The sequence below is a fragment of the Nocardia sp. NPDC004711 genome (assembly GCF_053601595.1).
In genome coordinates this window covers 1-18,579 of the sequence record NZ_JBSGCB010000058.1, presented here as the reverse complement: position 1 = coordinate 18,579, position 18,579 = coordinate 1, and the positions used below count along the sequence as shown (strand labels likewise).

Sequence of the window (18,579 nt, the reverse complement as noted above, 5' to 3'; positions counted from 1 at the left end):
GTGGCAGACGCTGTCGAGCATGTCGATGTGCTGATCGTGGGGGCCGGGCTCTCCGGTATCGGGGCAGCGAGTCGCCTGCGGCGGGCCTTCCCGCAGCGCCGCTGCCTGATCCTCGAGGCGCGGGCCGACATCGGGGGGACCTGGGACCTGTTCCGGTACCCCGGCGTCCGGTCGGACTCGGACATGTTCACGCTCGGGTACCGGTTCCGGCCGTGGGCGGGGGACCGGTCGATCGCCGACGGGGCATCGATCCTGACGTATCTGCGCGATACCGTGAGCGAGGAGGGAATCGGCGAGCAGATCCGATTCGGGCACCGGGTGGTCGCGGCCGAATGGTCGTCGACGACCCAGCGCTGGACGGTGAGCGCGCAGCGAACCGATACCGGCGAAACCGTGGTCCTGACCGCGTCCTTCCTGTTCTGCTGCTCCGGGTACTATCGCTATGATCGTGGCTTTACGCCGAAATTTGCTGGACGGCAATGCTTCTCGGGCCCAGTCGTACACCCGCAACACTGGCCGCACGAAATGGATGTGGCCGGCAAGCGAGTCGTGATCGTGGGTTCCGGCGCGACCGCCATGACCCTCGGTCCCGCGCTGGCGCGGCTGGGGGCGCGAGTGAGCATGGTGCAGCGCTCGCCGAGCTACCTGCTGTCCGTGCCCGCTCGCGACCGCTGGGTTGCCTGGCTACCGAGGATTCTTCCCCGCGGAATCGCACACCGGGTGCTGCGGGCGAAGAGCCTCGCCGTCGACACCGCGATCTATCAACTCTCCCGCCGGTATCCCGAGCGGGCGCGGGCATGGCTGCGCGCCCGCCAAACATCGGCCTTGCCGCACGGATACGACATCGACACCCACTTCACTCCCCGCTATGACCCGTGGGACCAGCGGATGTGCCTGGTGCCCGACGGCGACCTGTTCGAGGCGATCCGTACCGGTGCGGTGGAGATGGTCACCGACCGGATCGACACCCTCACCGAATCGGGAGTCCGGTTGACGTCGGGTACCGAGGTCCCCGCCGACATCATCGTGACGGCAACGGGTTTGGAGTTGCAGGTATTCGGCGGCATCGCGCTGAGCGTGGACGGAGAACCGGTCGATCTCCCGAAGCGGCTGGCCTACAAGGCGATGATGCTGTCCGGCGTCCCGAACTTCGCCTTCACCATCGGCTACGTCAACGCTTCCTGGACGCTCAAGGCGGATCTGGTGTGCGATTACGTCGTCCGGCTCCTACGCCACCTCGACCGGCGCGCTTACGCCAGCGTGACGCCTGTCCACGACCCTGACGCAGTCCGCGCACCGTTTGTCCCCGACTTCACTCCGGGCTACTTCCGCCGGGGCGGCGCCCACTTCCCGAGCAGCGGCGACCGCGCCCCCTGGCGGCTGCGAATGAACTACCTCCGTGACCTGCCGACCTTCCGGCACCACAGACTCGAGGACGGCATCCTGCAATTCGCTCATGCGGAGCACCGCTTCGCGGCAGCTATCGAACCCGAAGCGTCACAGGCGATTACGGGTTGATCGTTCATCCTTCGCGGTGGCAGTGCTGCGGGTGAATTGCAGCATGGTTTCGCGTTGTGCGCGAATATCGTTGCTGGAGTAGTCGATTCGGGAACCGCTGAACCTCGCGATGTATCCGTTGCAGTAGCGGCAGATGAACTTCGGCTTCATCGCCTGCCGTGAATTCCTGCTCCACGTCCAGTGCCTCGCCTCCTACCTCGACGACGTGTGCGGCGAACTGGAGACCTGCCGCCACCCGGGCTTCCGACGATCTCCTGCCGCGGTGAAATTCGCTCCTGCCTGGCCGGTCATGCCACCGGCCGGGTGAGGATCCGCGCACATCGCTCTTGTAACGGCCACCGGCCTTCTCCCGGATCCGGTCACCGCCGGATGCGGACGTATCTGTCAAAATCCAGCACTTCTGATGTTCTCATCAGAATTGCCTTGACAACGGATGCCATCGCAACTGATGATCTGATCAACATCGGTTCTGGAGGCGGAGATGACAAGCATCGACAAGGGCGTCGACACCGGGCGGACGGTCCGGGTCGGGGGACGGCAGATCTACTTCGACGAGGCCGGTTCCGGGGCCGCGGTGGTGCTGCTGCACGGTGGCGGGCCCGGGGCGTCCGGGTTGTCGAACTACTCGCGCAATATCGAGGCGTTGGCGCAGCGGTTTCATGTCATCGTGCCGGACATGCCCGGGTACGGGCAGTCGTCGAAGTGGATCGACCCGGCGGATCCGTTCGGTGATCTCGCACAGGCGGTGGGCGGGCTGCTCGACGAGCTCGGCATCGCCTCCGCGCATCTGATCGGTAACTCGTACGGCGGCGCCGCGGCACTGCGGCTGGCCATGGACCGGCCGGAGAAGGTCAATCGGCTGATCCTCATGGGACCCGGTGGTGTGGGCACCACGCGTGCACTGCCTACCGCCGGACTTCAGCAGCTGCTGAACTACTACACCGGCAGTGGCCCGAGCCGGGAGAAGCTCACCCGGTTCATTCGCGAATACCTGGTGTTCGACGGTGATTCGGTGCCCGAGGAGCTCATCGAGGCGCGTTATCAGGCCAGCCTCGATCCGGCCGTGGTGGCGAATCCGCCGCTGCGGCGGCCGTCGGGGCCGCTGGCGCTGCGCACCCTGTTGCGCATGGATTTCACGCGCGACTCGCGTCTGCGCAAGGTCGAACAGCCGACGCTGGTGGCCTGGGGGACCGGCGACAAGGTGAACCGGCCCGAGGGCGGTCGCATGCTGGTCGACGCCATGCCCAACTGCGACCTGTACCTGGCGGCCAACACCGGCCACTGGGTGCAGTGGGAGCGCGCGGATCTGTTCAACACACTGGCCACCGCCTTTCTGGGGGCGTAGCAGTGAACGTGTTCCTGCGTCCCAACACGGACGGCTCGGTCTTCGGCGCGGTGCATCTGGGATACATTGTCGTGCAATCCAATCGGCAGGCCGATTGGCGGCGCTTCGGCGCGGACGCGATCGGGATGCACGTCGACGCCCTCGGGGGCGCCGGGCTGCGCTTCCGCCTCGACGACCACACCTGTCGCTTCCTCGTCCAGCGTGGTCCCGCCGAGGACGTGACCGCACTCGGCTGGCAGATCGATGACCACGAGACCTTCGATCGCATCATCGCCCGGGTCACCGATCGCGGCGTGCCGATTGCCGAGGGCACCGCCGACGAGGCGGCGCTGCGCGGAGTGGAGCGGTTGTGGCGCTTCGCCGGGCCGAAAGGCATGGTGCAGGAGATCTTCACGGTGCCGGTGACCACCGCCGAGCCCTTGCGGATGCTCAGCTCCGGCTGGGTGACCGGTGAGGCCGGCATGGGGCACGTCGCGATCGTCTCGCGGGAGCCCGAGGCATTGCGCGGCTATTACGAGACCGTCTTCGACTCCCGCTTGTCCGATTACATCGACGAGAACGTCTCCGGGTTGAAGATGAAGATCCGTTTCCTGCGGGTCAACGAGCGCCATCACTCCATTGCCATCGCCAATCTGCGTGGCGTGAAGATCGATCCGATCCGAACCCGGGTGCAGCACATCAATATTCAGTCCGTGACGTTGGATGACATGCTCGCCTCCTTCCAGCGGGTGAAGGACCTGGGCTTCCGGATGGCGTGGTCGGTTGGCCAGCACACCAACGATCGCCAGCTGTCGTACTACAGCGTGACCCCGTCGGGCTTCGAACTCGAGGTCGGCTGGAACCCGATCATCATCGGCCCGGAACTCGAATCCACCTGGGAGCCCACGACTTACCAGGGCATCAGCAAGTGGGGACACACCCCGGTGGGGGAGACGGTGCTGGACCGGTTCGGCCAGCTCCGCCAGGTGCTGCGCACCGTGCGCACGCCGGAGATCACCGTGCCGGAACTGGCAGGAGGGCGCATCCGATGAACACCGACTACGACGTGGTGGTCGTGGGCCTCGGCCCGAGCGGCCTGACCCTGGCCAATCTGCTCGGCCGGCGTGGCGTCAGCGTGCTGGTCCTGGAACGCGAGCCCGAGTACTACGGCCTCGCGCGCGCGGTATACACCGACGACGAATGCATGCGGATCTTCCAAACCGCCGGTGCCGCAGCAGAACTCGCGGCCGATATGAACGTCGACTCCGCCGTGCAATGGGTACGCAGCGACGGCCACGTGCTCGTGCAGTTCAAGCAGGTCGAGCGGCCACTGAGCTGGCCGGTGGTGAACTTCCTGTACCAGCCGTACCTGGAGAACACCCTCGAGGGCGCGCTGGGTGAATATCCGCACGTGACCGTGCGCCGCGGCCGGGTAGTCGTCGACTTCGACCAAGATGCTGACGGCGTCACCGTCGAGCACGCCGAGTGCCGGGGTACCGGGTACGGCAAGCAGGAAGCCGACATCGACGCGGGCACCACCGAGCGGGTGCAGGCCAAGTTCCTGGTCGGCTGCGACGGTGGCCGCAGCGTGGTACGCACCAAACTGGGAATCGACATGACCGGCACCAGCTTCCCGGAACGCTGGCTGGTCGTGGACTTGAAGGCCAAGGACGGCGTGGACGCGTTCCGGCATCTGCCCTATTTCAATTTCGTCTGTGATCCCGAGCTGCCGATCGTGTCCTGTCCGCAGCCGGGCGGGCATCACCGCTTCGAGTTCATGCTGACCGATTCGCAGACGAAGGAGGAGATGGAGGATCCGGAGACCGTCCGCCGCCACATCGCTCGCTACGTCGATCCGGACGAGGTGGAGGTGCTGCGCAAGCTGGTCTACACCTTCAACGCCGTCGTCGCCGACCGGTGGCGAGTCGGCCGGATCCTCATCGCCGGCGACGCCGCGCACATGACCCCACAGTTCGTCGGCCAGGGCATGGGCTCCGGGGTCCGGGACGCGGACAACCTGTCGTGGAAGCTCACCGCGGTCATCAAACACGGTGCGAGCCAGACGATTCTGAACAGTTATGAATCGGAACGCGCGCCGCATGCGAAAGCGATGATCGACTTTTCGGTGTTCAACAAGAGCTTCGTCTCCATCGACAACAAGCTGCTGGCCGCAGGCCGAGACCTCGCGCTCGCCACCGCGCTGCGGGTCCCCGGGCTGGGCGGCTGGATTCGCGCGGCGAAGATGAAGCCGCGACCGCGATTCCGCAACGACGCCTACCTCGGACTGCCCCGCCATCGACTCGGGCTGCGCGGGGTCGAAGGCACCCTTTCCCCGCAGCCGGAGGTGCGCACTTACGACGGCCGCCATCAGCGTCTCGATGATGTGCTCGGGCTCGGTTTCGCGGTGCTCGGTTACGGAGTGGACCCCCGCACGGCGTTCGACGCGGACGACCTCGCCGCGCTGCGGGCGCTGGGTACGCGGTTCATCACCGTCTACCCCTTCGGAGGCCGTCCACAGGGCGTGGTGGGCGACGGCCGCTCGGCGGGACACGACCACACGGACGTCGAGGACCACACCGGCGCGTTGACCCGGTGGTTCGGCAAAGCCGGCGTCGGCGCCCGCGGGCTCGTGCTGCTACGCCCGGACAGATTCGTCTTCGGCGCCGCCGCGGCCGGACGAGGCGGCCCGCTGGCCGCCGAGCTGCGTCGGCAGGTCCTCGGATCGACCCGTCAAATCGGAGTGGCGCCAACACACTTCGGTCCCCTCACGGCACAGGATCGGCATCTCGAGGAGGCTCGATGACATCACAACGCGTCCAGCGGATGGTTCGCGCTCGGCCCCGATCGGCTTTCCCTGGACGAGTTCGATCCGCGGGAAGTCGAGATGGCGATCGACGGCGAGATCGTCTCGACCGGAACGGGTTCCGCCTGCCTCGGGGATCCGCTCGAGGCCCTGGCCTGGCTGGCCCGCACCGCCCGCGACTTCGGCGACCCGCTGCGGGCCGGAAACGGCGGGCGGCGCTGAACCAGCTGACCGACGTGGCGGACGATCTGATCCGCCTGCTGCTGGACCGGCCGGTGCAGGCCGACCGCGAGACGCTCGCCCTGGGCTGTGCGGGCGTGTACTCGAGCTTCCTGCGGCATGCCGAAAAGGCCTCCGCCACTTATGGAGTCGATGTCCGCGACGTGCTCACCGAGGCCGGGCGGCGCGGCCTGGTGGGCGGGCAGGAGGACATGATCGTCGATATCGCCCCCGACCTGATCGGCGGCCGGGCGGGTGACCTCAGGATTCCGGCAGCTGCGGCAGCTGCGGCAGCGGACTGCTGGTGAGCTTCTGCGCGGCGCGCTTGTTCATGCCGAACATGCGCAGCAGGTGGAAGGTCATCTCGTCGGTGCGGGCGTCGGCGTCGGCGTCGGGCTGGGCGTCCAGCAGTTGCAGCAGGCCCAGCAGGGCGCCGCCGGCGGCCATGATCGCCATGTCCGCATCCATGGGCTCGAAGCGGCCCGCCTCCTGCGCGGCGAGAATGTCGCGGCGGGCGCGCGGGGCCAGGCCCTCCTCGCGCAGCAGGATCGACATGCCGGAATGCAGGATCACCTTCACCATTTCCGGCATCTGCCGCTGCAGCCGCCCGGTCATCCGGAAGCTGACCGCGAACACCTCGGCCGGGTCGTCGTAGAGCTCCACGATGCCGTCACGCAGCTCGGCGTAGACCTGCAGGGCCGAGCGCACCGCCTCGTCGAAGAGTTGTTCCTTGGAGTCGAAGTGGTTGTAGAAGGATCCGAAACCGACATCGGCCGCGTCGGTGATCTCTTGAATGCTGACCGCGGATCGCCCCTCCGACAGGAACTTTCGTGCTGCGCCGAGCAGCGCGTTGCGAGTGCGCTCGCGCCGCCGGTCGACGCGATTTCGAGTGACGGGCTCGGCTGCCATGGTCTCACTTCCGGTCGAAAACGGTATGCGAATCATATCTGAGAAATCCATCAGACACGATTTCGCCCTCCCTTCCCGCAATTCCCCATTCAGAAAGCGATGAACGAAGTGCGCGAATCCCTCCCGCAGCCGCCGGCGACGATGAGCCGCCGCCGGGTTCTGGGCGGCGTTGTCGCCGGTACGCTCGGCGCCGCGGCAACCGCTGCGGCCGTGCCGATCGACCTGGCGGTTCCTGCCCGCGCCCAGCAGCCCGCGCCCACCGGCACCTACCGCATCGATCTGCATGCGCATTTCCTGCCGCCGGACTACCGAGCCGCACTGCTCGAGCACGGGCACCTCACCATCGGTGGCTACCCGACGCCGGACTGGTCGCCGGAAGCCGCGATCGCGTTCATGGACTACTACGGCATTCAGGCGCAAGCGCTTTCGGTGTCCGACCCGGGCGTATCGTTCCTGTCCGGCAAGGAAGCCGCCGACATGGCCCGCTATTGCAACACCTATGCGGCAGGGCTTTTCAAATCCGACCCGACCCGCTTCGGCGCCTTCGCGGTGCTGCCGATGCCCGATATCCCGGCCGCCATCGAGGAAGCGATCTACGCCTTGGACGACCTGCGTCTGGACGGGGTCATCCTGCTGTCGGCCTACGACGGCGTCTATCTCGGCGATCCGCGTTTCGAACCGCTGATGATCGCGCTAGAACAACGCCGCGCGTATGTCTTCGTCCATCCCGCGGCCATCCCCGGAACCGCGAAACCTGCGCTGCCGCTGCCGGACTTCCTCGAGGAATTCACCTTCGACACCACCCGTGCCGCCACCATGATGATGCTCACCGGGGTGACCCAGCGGTACCCGAATATTCGCTTCCAACTCGCCCACGCCGGGGGCACCCTGCCCTTTCTGTCCTGGCGGGTCGGCGTGGCCTCGGAAACCGTGGTGGGGCAGATGTGGCCGCAGGGGTGGCCGAAGCCCTCGCTGCTGGATACCGCAGCGCAGATCTCGAACTTCTATTACGACACGGCGCTGAGCGGCTCGGCCGCGGCCATGTCGAGCGTGCTCGCGGTCACCGCTCGCGACCACATCGTCTTCGGCTCGGATTGGCCGTTCAGTGCCATGACACTCCCGCAATCGGGGACACATGATCCTGCCCCGGGGCTGAGCGATATCTTCGATACCGATCAGCGTATGGAGGTCGAACGGCTCAACCCGCTACGACAGCTTCCCCGGCTCGCACAGGCCGTGGGCGGGTGACCCGTAGCTTCGGCTCGCACCGCGCGGCGCGCCGAATATTTCGCCGACCGTGAATCGTCCCTGAAGGAGGAGAACCGTGGGACACGGGAACCGCATCGACACTCATCAACACCTCGTGCCGCCGAAATACGCGGACTTGCTGCACGCCAGGGGAATTCGTCCCGGCGGCATCGATCTACCACAGTGGTCGGAATCCGAGGCCGTGGATTTCATGGATCGCCGCGGCATCCGGACCGGCATCCTGTCCTTGTCCACACCGGGAGTCTGCCTGGGAGGCACGGCCGAAGCCCGGACCTGGGCCCGTGAGGTGAACGAATACGGCGCGGAGATCGTGCGGCGACGACCCGACCGGTTCGGGCTGTTCGCCACGCTGACCCTGCCGGACGTGGACGGCGCGCTGGCCGAGGCCGAATACGCGCTCGACGCCCTGCACGCCGACGGAATCGTGCTGCTGGCGAACAACGATGGCCGCTACCTCGGGGATCCGGAGTTCGCGCCACTGCTGGAACTGCTGCACCAGCGCGAGAGCGTGGTCTTCATTCACCCGGGCGAATTGCCGGCCGAGCCGGTGCCGGGCATCCCGAGCTTCGCGGCCGACTTCCTGCTCGACACCACCCGCACGGCGCTCAGTCTCATCCTGTCCGGCGCCATGTACCGATATCCCGGCATCAAATTCATTCTCGCCCACGCCGGCGGATTCGTCCCCTACATCGCCTCTCGGATCCTCTTGGCGATGTTCGTCGCGAAAACATCTGCGCAGCAGCCAATTCCGGCCGACGATACCGCCGTCGACCCGACCGTGCTGAAGCGGTTCTACTACGACGTCGCCCTGTCCGCCTCTCCCGCGGCACTACCGAGCCTGCTGGCGGTCGCCGAACCCGACCACATCACCTACGGCAGCGACTTCCCCTTCGCCCCGCCTGCCGCGGTCGACTTCATCAATCACGAATACGAGAACTACCCGCTGGACGACTCCCTGCGCGCGGCCATCGACCGTGGCAACGCGGAGGCGTTGTTCCCCCGGTTGAAGGCTTGAGGGCCTCGCGTATCGGTGTGTGCTCGATGGTTGCGCGATACGCTTTGGGGGTGCCGGTAAGGGGATGGCGCCGAAGCTGTGTCGTTTATTCAGGTGTGGTTGTCGATCGTCGCGTGCGGCCACACCTCGGGGATTCACGTCTCGGGGTACCGATGTGGTGCATGAGCCCTTCGAGGATCTGATCATCGATCCAGCCGAACGGAGCCGCACGGCGCTCGCCGCGGCCGCGGCCCGATTCGAGCAGGCGTGGGCCGCGTCCGGGTGCCCTCCTGACCTGTCGGCGTACCTGCCCGACGCCGATGCCGAGCGGCGTGCGGTGCTGGTGGAACTGATCAAGGTCGACCTCGAGAACCGCTGGGTTCGGCATCACTTTCCCAAGCGTCTCGCCGAATACTGCGAGCAGTACGCCGAACTGCGCAGCGGCCCACCGCCTGCGGACCTGGTCTACGAGGAATACCACGCCCTCCGCCGTGGCTCCGGCTCGCAGCCGGTCGCGGGGGAGGAGCCGACGCAAGCCGGGGCTGCCGAGCCCGAAGCCACCGAGATCGGCCGGCCTCCTGTCGAGCTGGACACGACCGAATATCGCAGCACGATGGTCGCTCGTCCGAGCGCGCAGGTCGCGCTCGGGGCGATCAATCCGGGTGACAGGGTGGGGGATTTCGATTTGCTGACGATGATCGGGGAGGGTGCGTTCGCTCGTGTGTATCTGGCGCGGCAGCGGTCGATGCAGCGGCTGGTCGCGGTGAAGATCTCGCACAATCACGGCACCGAGCCGGAGACTCTTGCCCAGTTGGATCACGAGTACATCGTGCGGATCTTCGACCAGCGATTGATCGCCGACGGCGAGCTCAAGCTGCTCTACATGCAGTACCTGCCGGGCGGCACGCTGCTCGATGTGCTGAATCGACTGCGGTCGACCCCGGTTGATGCCCGTAGTGGACGGGTGTTGCTCGATGCCGTCGACGGGGTGCTCGAGGACAAGGGTGAGGTTCGTGCCACCGATTCGGCGGTGCGGGCCCGGATCGCGGCGATGACGTGGCCGGAAACGGTTGCCTGGCTGGGGTGCCGGCTCGCCGACGCGCTCGGGCACGCCGCCGGGCGCGGGGTGCTGCATCGCGACATCAAACCGGCGAACGTGCTGCTGAGCGCCGACGGGATACCCAAGCTCGCCGACTTCAATGTCAGCTTCAGTCAACACATCCGGGGAACCAGCCCGCTGGCGTACTTCGGTGGGTCGCTGGCCTACATGTCACCCGAACAGCTCGAAGCGTGCCATCCGGAGCTTCCGGGTACGGCCGGTGACCTCGACACGCGCAGCGACATCTACGCGCTGGCGGTGATGTTGTGGGCGCTGCTCACCGGACGGATCCCGTTCGCCGACGAGGAATGCGCGGGCATGTCGGAGACGTCGCTGGGCCGGATGCTGGAGCTGCGTCGCCGTCCCATCGATCCGCGGTTCCTGTCCGAGGTTCCCGCCGATTGCCCTGCGGCGTTGCGGCAGGTGTTGCTGACCTGCCTGTCACCGGATCGCGAGTCCCGCTACGGCAGCGGATCGGAATTGGCTGTGCAGTTCGATCTGTGCCTCGACGAGCGGGCCCGTGACCTCGTCTATCCACCGGAGAACAGTTGGCGGGCACGGCTTTCGCGCCATCCCGTCCCGATTCTGTGGCTGATCGCATTGGTCGCCGACGGCCTGGCGGCGGGCTACCTGTACGGGCAAACCATGCAGTTCGGCAGCGGGCTCTTGCCCGGTGGTGCCACCCGCTCGGAGCTCTTACGGTTGACGAACATCTTCCACCTGATCGCCTGGCCGCTGGCCCTCGCGAGCTGGTTCTACATTTGCCGGCATCTGATCGCGGTGCCCCGCGGCCTGCGCAAGGGCAGACGCTACGACGAGGCGCTGCTGGCCCGGGTCCGGTCGTTCACCCTGTTCTGGGCCGACTTCGACGTGATGTTCACCCTGGTGTTCTGGACGATCGGCGCGGGGGTGTTCGTGGCCCTGCTCGCCGCGGTGGTCCGCCTTCCGCCGCGGCTGCTGGTGCATTCGGTGGAGTTCGTGCTGGTGTGTGCCGCGTTCGCGGTTTCCTACACGTTCTTCGTGCAGACGTTCTACATCGTCCGTTGCGTGTACCCGATCTATTTGCGCCATGGCCGCACGACGGCTCGCGATGCCGCCCACCTGCGCGCACTGCGCCGCAGATGCACGGTCTACCTCGGCATTGCGGCATCGGTGCCCCTGGTGGCCGTGGTTACCGGATTGAGCTTCCTCGGGCAGGACGAGCGTGCGCGCATCATGGATTCGGTGCTGTGGCTGTGCGTGATCACCGGGCTCGCGTTCGTGGCCACCTACTGGCTGTTCCGAAAGCTGGAGGCCGACCTGCGGGCCCTCGAGCGGGTCGTCGAGAAGCGATCGGGCATCGAGGACGCATGACAACTCCCGGCGCGGGACGCTAGGAGGCCGATGCGCCGGCCATGCCGCGCTCGATGGCCGCGACGATCTGCGGGCGGAGCGCGGCCGCGGGGATGATCGAATGCACCGAACCGACCTCGCGGGCGCGCGCGATGGTGTGGATCGCCTCGAACTCGGCGGCGACCTCGCCCAGCTTGTCCGAGCGCACCGCGGCCTGCCGGGCGGCCAGTTCGACTCGCAGCCGGGCCCTTTCGGCGCCGTCGGCGGCGATCCGCGCCTCGAGCTCGCGTACTTCCGGGTCCGCTGCGGTGCGGTTGTTCACCTCGCGGGAGAACACCACCGCCGCCGCGGGTGCGCCGCCGATCACGGAGGCGAACGAGCCTTCGACCGCGAGCACCTCCATATTGTCGTTGAGCGCGCCGGAGAAGACCACGAAGGCTCCGCCGTGGTAGCGCGAGATCACGCAGAACACGATCGGGCCGTCGAAATTCACTATCGCGCGGCCGATTTCGGCGCCGTATTCCAGTTGGATGTTGCGCAGTGATTCGGGCGAGCCGTCGAAACCGGAGAGATTCGCCAGAATCACCACGGGCCGGTTGCCGCTGGCGGCGTTGATCGCGCGGGCCGTCTTCTTCGACGACTGCGGGAACAGGGTTCCCGAGGTCCAGGTGTCCGGGCCGTCGGCCGGGACCCAGCCCTTGCGCTGGATCGTGCGGGATTCGAAGCCCACCACGGTCACCGGATAGCCGGCCAGATGGGCGTCGAACACCACCGAGGTGTCGGCGCCGGCCATGTCCGCCCACCGCTCCAGCACCGTGTGGTCCTGGTCGACCACCGACCGCATCACCGTGCGGATATCGAACGGCTTCTTGCGCTCCGGGTTCTGCTCGGCGGAGAAGATGTCGCCGACGACGCTGAAGTCGCTGGAGCGGTGCACGTGTGGGTAGCTGCGCACGTCGCGGTCGACCGGATCGGTGGTGACCGCCCGACGCGGGAAACGTTCGCCCGGAGCGACATACGCGTGCTCGTAGTGCGCGAACAGGATGTCGCAGGCGGCGGTCAGATTCGGCGCCCAGTACTGCGCCTCGCCGTTCGGGCCCATCACCCGGTCGTAGCCGCCGATGCCGAAGTTGTCCTCGGCCGAGACGCCACCGGAGTAGTCCAGCGACTGCTTGCCGGTGAGCACCATCGCGCTGTCCGGAGTCATCACCAGAATGCCCTTGGTGTGCGCCAGCATGGTCGCCTCGGCGTTCCAATACGGCTGGGCGCCGACATTGATGCCCGCGACGATGATGTTGATCTCGCCGCCGCCCTGGGTGAAGGTGATGATCCGGCGCAATGCGCGCGACACCCAGTCCATGTTCTCGGTGCCGCTGTCCATCGAGATGGTGGCACCGGAGGACAGCGTGAACCATTCCACCGGCACGCCGAGGCTTTCCGCGAGATCGATGGCGGCGACCACGCGTGCGCATTCGTTCCCGGCGACGGTTCCCAGCGCCTTGGTCGGGTCGCCGAACAGGGCGATACGGGTCATGCCCTCGGGATAACGGTCGGTGATCGTGGTCACCTGCCCCACGATCACGCCGGCCGTATTGCGGCCGTACGGGCGGTCCACCGGCCCCAGCTTTCCGGACGAATCGAGGTCGAGCTCGGTGAAGCTGCCGCGACCGCGGGTCAGCTGCGGAATCAGTTCGTACGGATAGACGGTGCCGCGAGCCCTGGCGCGTTGCACCCGCTGGGCGTACTCGTCGAGGGGGCGCAGCGGATCGGTGGGCGGCTCGGTGATCGCGAAACTGATCTCGTCGCTCGAATGATATGAGAAGCGCAGCGCCACATCGCGAATCGTGTCGTCGGGGCCCGTCGAGAGGCGGCCGATGACGGTGATCTCCTCCAGGCCGGCGCCCAGGGTCAGTGGCGCGATGGTGCGCGCGATCACCTCGATGCGGTCGGACGGGATCTCCATCACCGGCCAGACGAACAGCGCAATCCGGTTGTGGTCCAACCGCTTCGGCTCACGCTGCGTCTGCGCGCGGCGGATGCCGTCGAGGCACGCCGCGATCTTGCGCTCGATCGCCGGTACGGTCACGATCTCGCCGTTCTCGTCCCGCTGGGCGGAGAAGTCGCGTACCTCGGCGAGGGCGATGAACCGCTCGTCGGCCGGATTGTGCTTGGCGACAGAGTGATACAGATAGATGCCGGACGGCGCGGGCAGGCGGGTGCCGTTGAAGTTCTTCAACCGCCACAGGTCCAAGCGCTGCCCGGTGAGCGGATGCATGTCACGGATGATGAGGTCTTCGGAGAGCCCGGATTCCGTGCGGCGGAAGGTGACATGCCGGACGTCGGCGGTGTCGCCGTCCAGGACCGCCACCGAGATACGCCGCCAGGTGCCGGACTGCGGATGCGCTTCCAGTTCGGTGCGCAGCGCCGCCGACAGCTCGTCCCCGTCGGCCGGCGCATCGTGCCACGAAATGTAGATGTCGACAACGAGATTCGGCACGTTCGGCCCCGCCACGTCGGCCACGACGTCGAGCGTGGCCGCCAGGTCGGCATGTTCGGCCACCGTGGAGACCAGGTGCAGCCGCTCCCCGGCGAGCTCGAACGTGCCGGTCACCAGGTGCCGGCCCGAGCGGTCGAAGGCCATCACGTCGTCGAGGTCGTGGATCCGGTAGTACTGCCGGGTGATCACCTCGAGCAGCGGGTTCGGATCCGAGATGTATTGCCCCAGTAGGCCGGTCAACGGTTCCGGGGCGTCGACCATGGCCGCGACGCGCCGCGCGTAGAAGGAGGCGCTGGGCCGCCGGGCCAGGTAGGCGAGGCTACCGCGCACCTTGTCGTACACATCCTCGCGGGCCGCGCGGATCAGCGGCTCGTCGAATACCCGGAAGCGCAGGGTCCGTGCCACGTCGCCGATCAGCGGATAACGCAACTGCGTGGCCAGGATGAGGCGGTCGAGCACCTCCCTGAGCTCGGGCACCTCCGCGGTGCGCTCGTCGGCATTGGCCAGCCAGCGCTCGAGTTCGCCGGCGATCACCGGTACCTGGTTGTCCATCCGTTGCAGGGCGAGGAACAGGCGATAGACCGCCTCCTCCAGTTCGGGCGTGCGGTCGAGCGAGGTCACATCGTAGTGTCCCAATGCGCGAGAAAGCCTGGCGCGGAAGGACTCCGGCAATCCCTGCACATCCACGTCGAGTGACTGCAGGAACGAGTGGAAGTGTTCGCGCGGGCTGTGCACGGGGTCGGCCACCTCGCTCTCGCCGATGGTCGGGCGGTTGCGGGCGAGCTCGCAGACGTCGGCGAAGGTGGTCAGGATCGCCAGTTCGGCCTGGGTCAGCTCGGGGTCGTCCCCCGACAGCTCGTTGCGCAGCTCGTTGTACTCCTCGAGCAGCGTGCGGGCCCGGGCGGCGCTGACGTCGTAACCCGTGAGCAGGGTGCTCAGGGCGTCCAGCCGGGCGAAGGCCTCGGAACGGGCGTCGCCGCGGATCTGCTCCGGCGGCGCGAACTCCACGCGGCGGCTCTCGCCGACGCCCCCGAGGGCGTCACAGGTATCGATGGCGTCCACGCGCAGCAGCGGCGCACCGGCATCCACCTGCGAGTTCACCACGGCGTTGAGCTCCCGGACCCGGCCCGGACCGGGGGCACGGACCGCGGTCTCCATCTTCATGGATTCCAGCACCACCAGGGTGGCGCCGGCCTCGACCTCGTCGCCGACGGCGACCGGAACCGCGACCACGACCGCGGGCGCGGGCGCCCGCACGATGCCGGCCTCGTCCTGACTGATCTGGTGGCCGACGCCATCCACCTCGACCAGGTAGCCGGTCGGCCCGGCCACCGAGACGACGTGATGGCGGCGGTGAGCGATCGCGTAGCGGCTTTCGAAGGCGCTCAGCCGATCGACGACGACCTCCAGGTCACCGGAATCGCCGCTCACCTGGTAGCGCCGCGGGCCCACCTGGCCGACCACCAGCGTGTAGGGCTGGTTGCGATAGGACAGCTCCACCGTCCGCCCGATGGCGTGCCTGGCCCGTGGGCGGCCGCCGCGTGCGGAGGAGAGGAAGGCGGCACGCTCGTGCGCTTCCTCGGTGTCGTAGGTGTCGATGGCAGCGGCCACCAGCGCGACATCGGCGACCGCGGTCGGGCCGTCCGCGGTGCCGGCGCCGGTGCGATCCAGCCAGCCGGTATCGGCCTCGCCGGAGATCAACTCGGGGCGGCTCAGCAGGTCCAGCAGGAACGACTTGGTGGTGGTGCCACCCTCGACGACGACCGTGGTCTCGCGCAGCCCGGTGCGCAGCCGGGCGAGCGCCTCGTCGCGGTCGCGGCCCCACGCGATCACCTTGGCCACCATCGAGTCGTAGTCCGGCGGGATCACATCGCCCTCGGCGATGCCGGTGTCCACCCGCAGGCCCGAGCCCAGCGGGAACCTGAGCAGTTGCAGCCTTCCGGGTGCCGGGGCAAAACCGTTGTCGGCGTCCTCGGCATTGAGCCGGGCCTCGATCGCGTGGCCGAACTCTGACGGGCCCTCGCCGTCGAGCGTGCCGCCGGACGCCACGTGGATCTGCAGCTTGACCAAGTCCAGGCCGGTGGTGGCCTCGGTGATCGGATGCTCGACCTGGAGGCGGGTGTTCACCTCGAGGAAGGTGAACCGCCGCTCGTCGGGCTGGTAGAGGTATTCGACGGTGGCGGCGCCGCAGTATCCGGCCGCCTTCACCAGGTCGGCGGACACCTTGCGCAGGTGATCGGCCTCGTCCTTGGTCACCACCGGAGACGAGGATTCCTCGATCACCTTCTGGTTCTTGCGCTGGATGGAACAGTCCCGCACGCCGGGCGCCCACACCGTGCCGTGGTTGTCCGCGATCACCTGGACCTCGATGTGGCGGGCGCCGGTGACCAGGCGTTCCAGGAACACGACGGGGTCGCCGAAGGAACGTTCGGCCTCGCGCTGGGTGCGCTCGAGCGCGAGATCCAGTTCGTCCTCGGCGTACACCTTGCGGATGCCGCGGCCGCCGCCGCCCGAGCGGGCCTTGATGATCAGCGGATAGCCGATGGCGTGTGCGTGCCTGCGGGCGTCGGCGCCGGTCTCGACCGGGCCGCCGGACCAGGGCGCGACGGGGACGCCGACCTTTTCGGCCAGCAGTTTCGCCTCGATCTTGTCGCCGAGCAGGCGCATGGCGTGCGAGGACGGACCGATGAAGATGATGCCGAGCTTGCTGACGAGATCGGCGAACACCGGGTCCTCGGCCACGAAACCCCAGCCCACCCAGACCGCGTCGGCCGCGGCCTCGATCAACGCGCGCTCGAGCTCGGCGTGGTCCAGGTAGGGGTTGGTGGCGCCGTTGCGCCGCAGGGTGACGGTCTCGTCGGCCTGGCGAACGAACAGCGCACGCCGCTCGGCATGGGTGTGCAGGGCGATGGTGCGGATCCCGTGGTCGTACTCGGCATTGAGCTCGCGGACAGCCCGGATCAGACGCACTGCTGGTTCGCCTCTATTGACTATGGCAATCCGCTGGATCATTTCTCCGTCCATTCTCGTGTCGGCGAATCGCGTCGTCGGCATTCATTGTTAACACCGCTTCGACGGTGTGGCGCGCAACGGCACCGAGAGAGTCATCAAAAAGTGTCCCACCGCCGGACATCACCTCAGGTGTTGATTGTCATCACCCTGGGGACGAGTCGGAGGGCCTCGAGGGTGATGGATACCGACCGGTCTCAACTCGTAGGTTCGTTGTACCCCGAAAAGACAGATACCGGGTTCCATGTTCCCCACCAAAGCTCAAGTAGGAGAAGGCCGATGGTATTTCAACCTCATCGTTCGCTGATCGTGGCTCACGTACGTCCGGATGCTATTTCCAACGTTGGCGAGATCTTCGCGGAATCTGATTCTTTGACGGATCTACCGGGGATTGCGGGTGTGACCCGGCGTGAGCTGTGGGCTTTGGATGATCTGTATGTGCACTTGGTGGAGACCGAGGAGCCCGGTGGCGCCGCGATTGGCAGGGCTGCGCGGCATCCGGAGTTCGCCCGGGTGAGTGCGCGGTTGCGCGAGTTCGTTTCGCCCTACCTCGCGAACTGGCAATCGCCGGAGGATGCGCGGGCTCGCATGTTCTACAGCTGGACACCGGAATCCGGTCCGAGGCTGGAGATCCCGAACCGATCGGCTTCGGGTTTCACTACACGAGGGAAGGAAGAGAAGTAAATGTCGGATGTATTCACCATCGAGACGTTGCGCGCGATCTTGGACGAGCATGTCGGGGTCGACATCGGGCCGGAGGAGTTGGAGAGGGCGGACGCGCTGACTCTGGAGGAGATCGGTGTGGATTCGTTGGCGGTCTTCGAGATTCAGAGTGTCGTGGAACGTGACTTCGATGTCAGGTTGCCTGCTCAACTGCTCGGGATGACCGGTGGTGACGTGGTTCGGTTCGTCGAGTTCGCTTTTATCAAGGAGGTTGCGTGATGTCGGGACACACAGAGAATTCGATACTGATCGATGCGCCACTCGAGGTGGTGTGGGATTCGACCAATGATGTTCGGTCCTGGCCGAATTTGTTCTCCGAGTATGCCGCTGTCGATGTTCTCGCGGAGGAGGGTGACACGGTTCGTTTCCGGCTGACGATGCATCCCGACGAGGCGGGGCAGGTGTGGAGCTGGGTCAGTGAGCGGACCGTTGATCGGGTGAATCGGACCGTGGACGCACATCGGGTGGAGACCGGGCCGTTCGAGTACATGCAGATCCATTGGAGTTATGCCGAGTCCGGATCGGGCACCCGGATGACCTGGGTGCAGGACTTTCACATGCGTCCGGGCGCGCCGATCGACGACGCCGGCATGACCGATCGCATCAATACCAACAGCGTGATCCAGATGCAGCTCATCAAGGAAAAGGTCGAAGGACATCTCGTCGGCGCGCCGCCGCGTGCTTGACCGCCACACCAACAAGCCCCCGAATCCACCATGTCGCATCACTCATCGAGAGGAATTTTGACTATGACGAAGTTGCCGCCGGCTCGCATCGATGTTTCCGATCTGCCCGCAGACCGTCGCCGGGGCGGTGAAATCAGGACTGTGCTGAGTCCGAAAACCGTTGGCAGTACGTCTGGTTTCACCGGAGTTGCCACGTT

Annotated in this window: 13 protein-coding genes and 2 pseudogenes; 13 read left to right on the top strand and 2 right to left on the bottom strand. The window is 66.7% G+C overall.

Annotated elements, in window-relative coordinates:
• The 7 genes and pseudogenes from ACWEKS_RS39385 to ACWEKS_RS39355 all read left to right on the top strand — a co-directional run.
• Positions 1-1,518: a flavin-containing monooxygenase gene (locus tag ACWEKS_RS39385; RefSeq protein ID WP_452344817.1), complete on the top strand. Its 1,518-nt coding sequence runs from the start codon at positions 1-3 to the stop codon at positions 1,516-1,518.
• 133 nt (positions 1,519-1,651) lie between these two features.
• Complete coding sequence (locus ACWEKS_RS39380; RefSeq protein ID WP_452344816.1) at positions 1,652-1,825, top strand: hypothetical protein; 174 nt, start codon at positions 1,652-1,654, stop codon at positions 1,823-1,825.
• Between the two features lie 174 nt (positions 1,826-1,999).
• A complete protein-coding gene (locus ACWEKS_RS39375; RefSeq protein ID WP_452344815.1) occupies positions 2,000-2,863 on the top strand; it encodes an alpha/beta fold hydrolase in 864 nt (287 codons plus the stop codon).
• Positions 2,864-2,865: 2 nt separating this feature from the next.
• A complete protein-coding gene (locus ACWEKS_RS39370; RefSeq protein ID WP_452344814.1) occupies positions 2,866-3,894 on the top strand; it encodes a VOC family protein in 1,029 nt (342 codons plus the stop codon).
• Positions 3,891-5,645, top strand: a complete 1,755-nt coding sequence (gene mhpA / locus ACWEKS_RS39365; protein WP_452344813.1) for a bifunctional 3-(3-hydroxy-phenyl)propionate/3-hydroxycinnamic acid hydroxylase MhpA — start codon at positions 3,891-3,893, stop codon at positions 5,643-5,645. Before ACWEKS_RS39370 ends, mhpA begins: the two co-directional genes overlap by 4 nt.
• 6 nt (positions 5,646-5,651) lie before the next feature.
• A pseudogene (locus tag ACWEKS_RS39360) lies at positions 5,652-5,849 on the top strand (2-keto-4-pentenoate hydratase); the annotation flags it as partial.
• 20 nt (positions 5,850-5,869) lie between these two features.
• Positions 5,870-6,172 (top strand): annotated as a pseudogene (locus tag ACWEKS_RS39355) (4-hydroxy-2-oxovalerate aldolase); the annotation flags it as partial.
• On the opposite strand, the gene ACWEKS_RS39350 reads toward ACWEKS_RS39355, so the two are convergent.
• A complete protein-coding gene (locus ACWEKS_RS39350) occupies positions 6,126-6,773 on the bottom strand; it encodes a TetR/AcrR family transcriptional regulator (RefSeq protein ID WP_452344812.1) in 648 nt (215 codons plus the stop codon). The pseudogene ACWEKS_RS39355 and the gene ACWEKS_RS39350 sit on opposite strands and share 47 nt — an antisense overlap.
• Before the next feature lie 99 nt (positions 6,774-6,872).
• Here ACWEKS_RS39350 and ACWEKS_RS39345 point away from each other — a divergent pair, with 99 nt between their 5' ends.
• From ACWEKS_RS39345 to ACWEKS_RS39335, 3 genes are all read left to right on the top strand, one after another.
• Complete coding sequence (locus ACWEKS_RS39345; protein ID WP_452344811.1) at positions 6,873-8,021, top strand: amidohydrolase family protein; 1,149 nt, start codon at positions 6,873-6,875, stop codon at positions 8,019-8,021.
• 76 nt (positions 8,022-8,097) lie between these two features.
• On the top strand, positions 8,098-9,057 hold the full coding sequence (locus ACWEKS_RS39340; RefSeq protein ID WP_452344810.1) for an amidohydrolase family protein: 960 nt from the start codon (positions 8,098-8,100) through the stop codon (positions 9,055-9,057).
• A 154-nt stretch (positions 9,058-9,211) separates the two neighbouring features.
• Positions 9,212-11,488 (top strand): serine/threonine-protein kinase, encoded by a 2,277-nt coding sequence (locus tag ACWEKS_RS39335; protein WP_452344809.1) that lies wholly within the window; start codon positions 9,212-9,214, stop codon positions 11,486-11,488.
• A 19-nt stretch (positions 11,489-11,507) separates the two neighbouring features.
• Here the strand turns inward: ACWEKS_RS39335 and ACWEKS_RS39330 are convergent, their stop codons facing one another.
• A complete protein-coding gene (locus tag ACWEKS_RS39330) occupies positions 11,508-16,976 on the bottom strand; it encodes an ATP-binding protein (protein WP_452344808.1) in 5,469 nt (1,822 codons plus the stop codon).
• Positions 16,977-17,252: 276 nt separating this feature from the next.
• Here ACWEKS_RS39330 and ACWEKS_RS39325 point away from each other — a divergent pair, with 276 nt between their 5' ends.
• Genes ACWEKS_RS39325 through ACWEKS_RS39315 form a run of 3 tightly spaced genes read left to right on the top strand, consistent with a single transcriptional unit; the run spans position 17,253 to position 18,382 of the window.
• Positions 17,253-17,657: a TcmI family type II polyketide cyclase gene (locus ACWEKS_RS39325; RefSeq protein WP_452344807.1), complete on the top strand. Its 405-nt coding sequence runs from the start codon at positions 17,253-17,255 to the stop codon at positions 17,655-17,657.
• Positions 17,658-17,915, top strand: a complete 258-nt coding sequence (locus tag ACWEKS_RS39320; RefSeq protein WP_354844502.1) for an acyl carrier protein — start codon at positions 17,658-17,660, stop codon at positions 17,913-17,915.
• Positions 17,915-18,382 carry an SRPBCC family protein gene (locus ACWEKS_RS39315; RefSeq protein ID WP_452344806.1) on the top strand — a complete coding sequence of 156 codons (468 nt, stop codon included), beginning with the start codon at positions 17,915-17,917 and terminating at the stop codon, positions 18,380-18,382. Before ACWEKS_RS39320 ends, ACWEKS_RS39315 begins: the two co-directional genes overlap by 1 nt.
• The last annotated feature ends 197 nt before the right edge of the window (positions 18,383-18,579 follow it).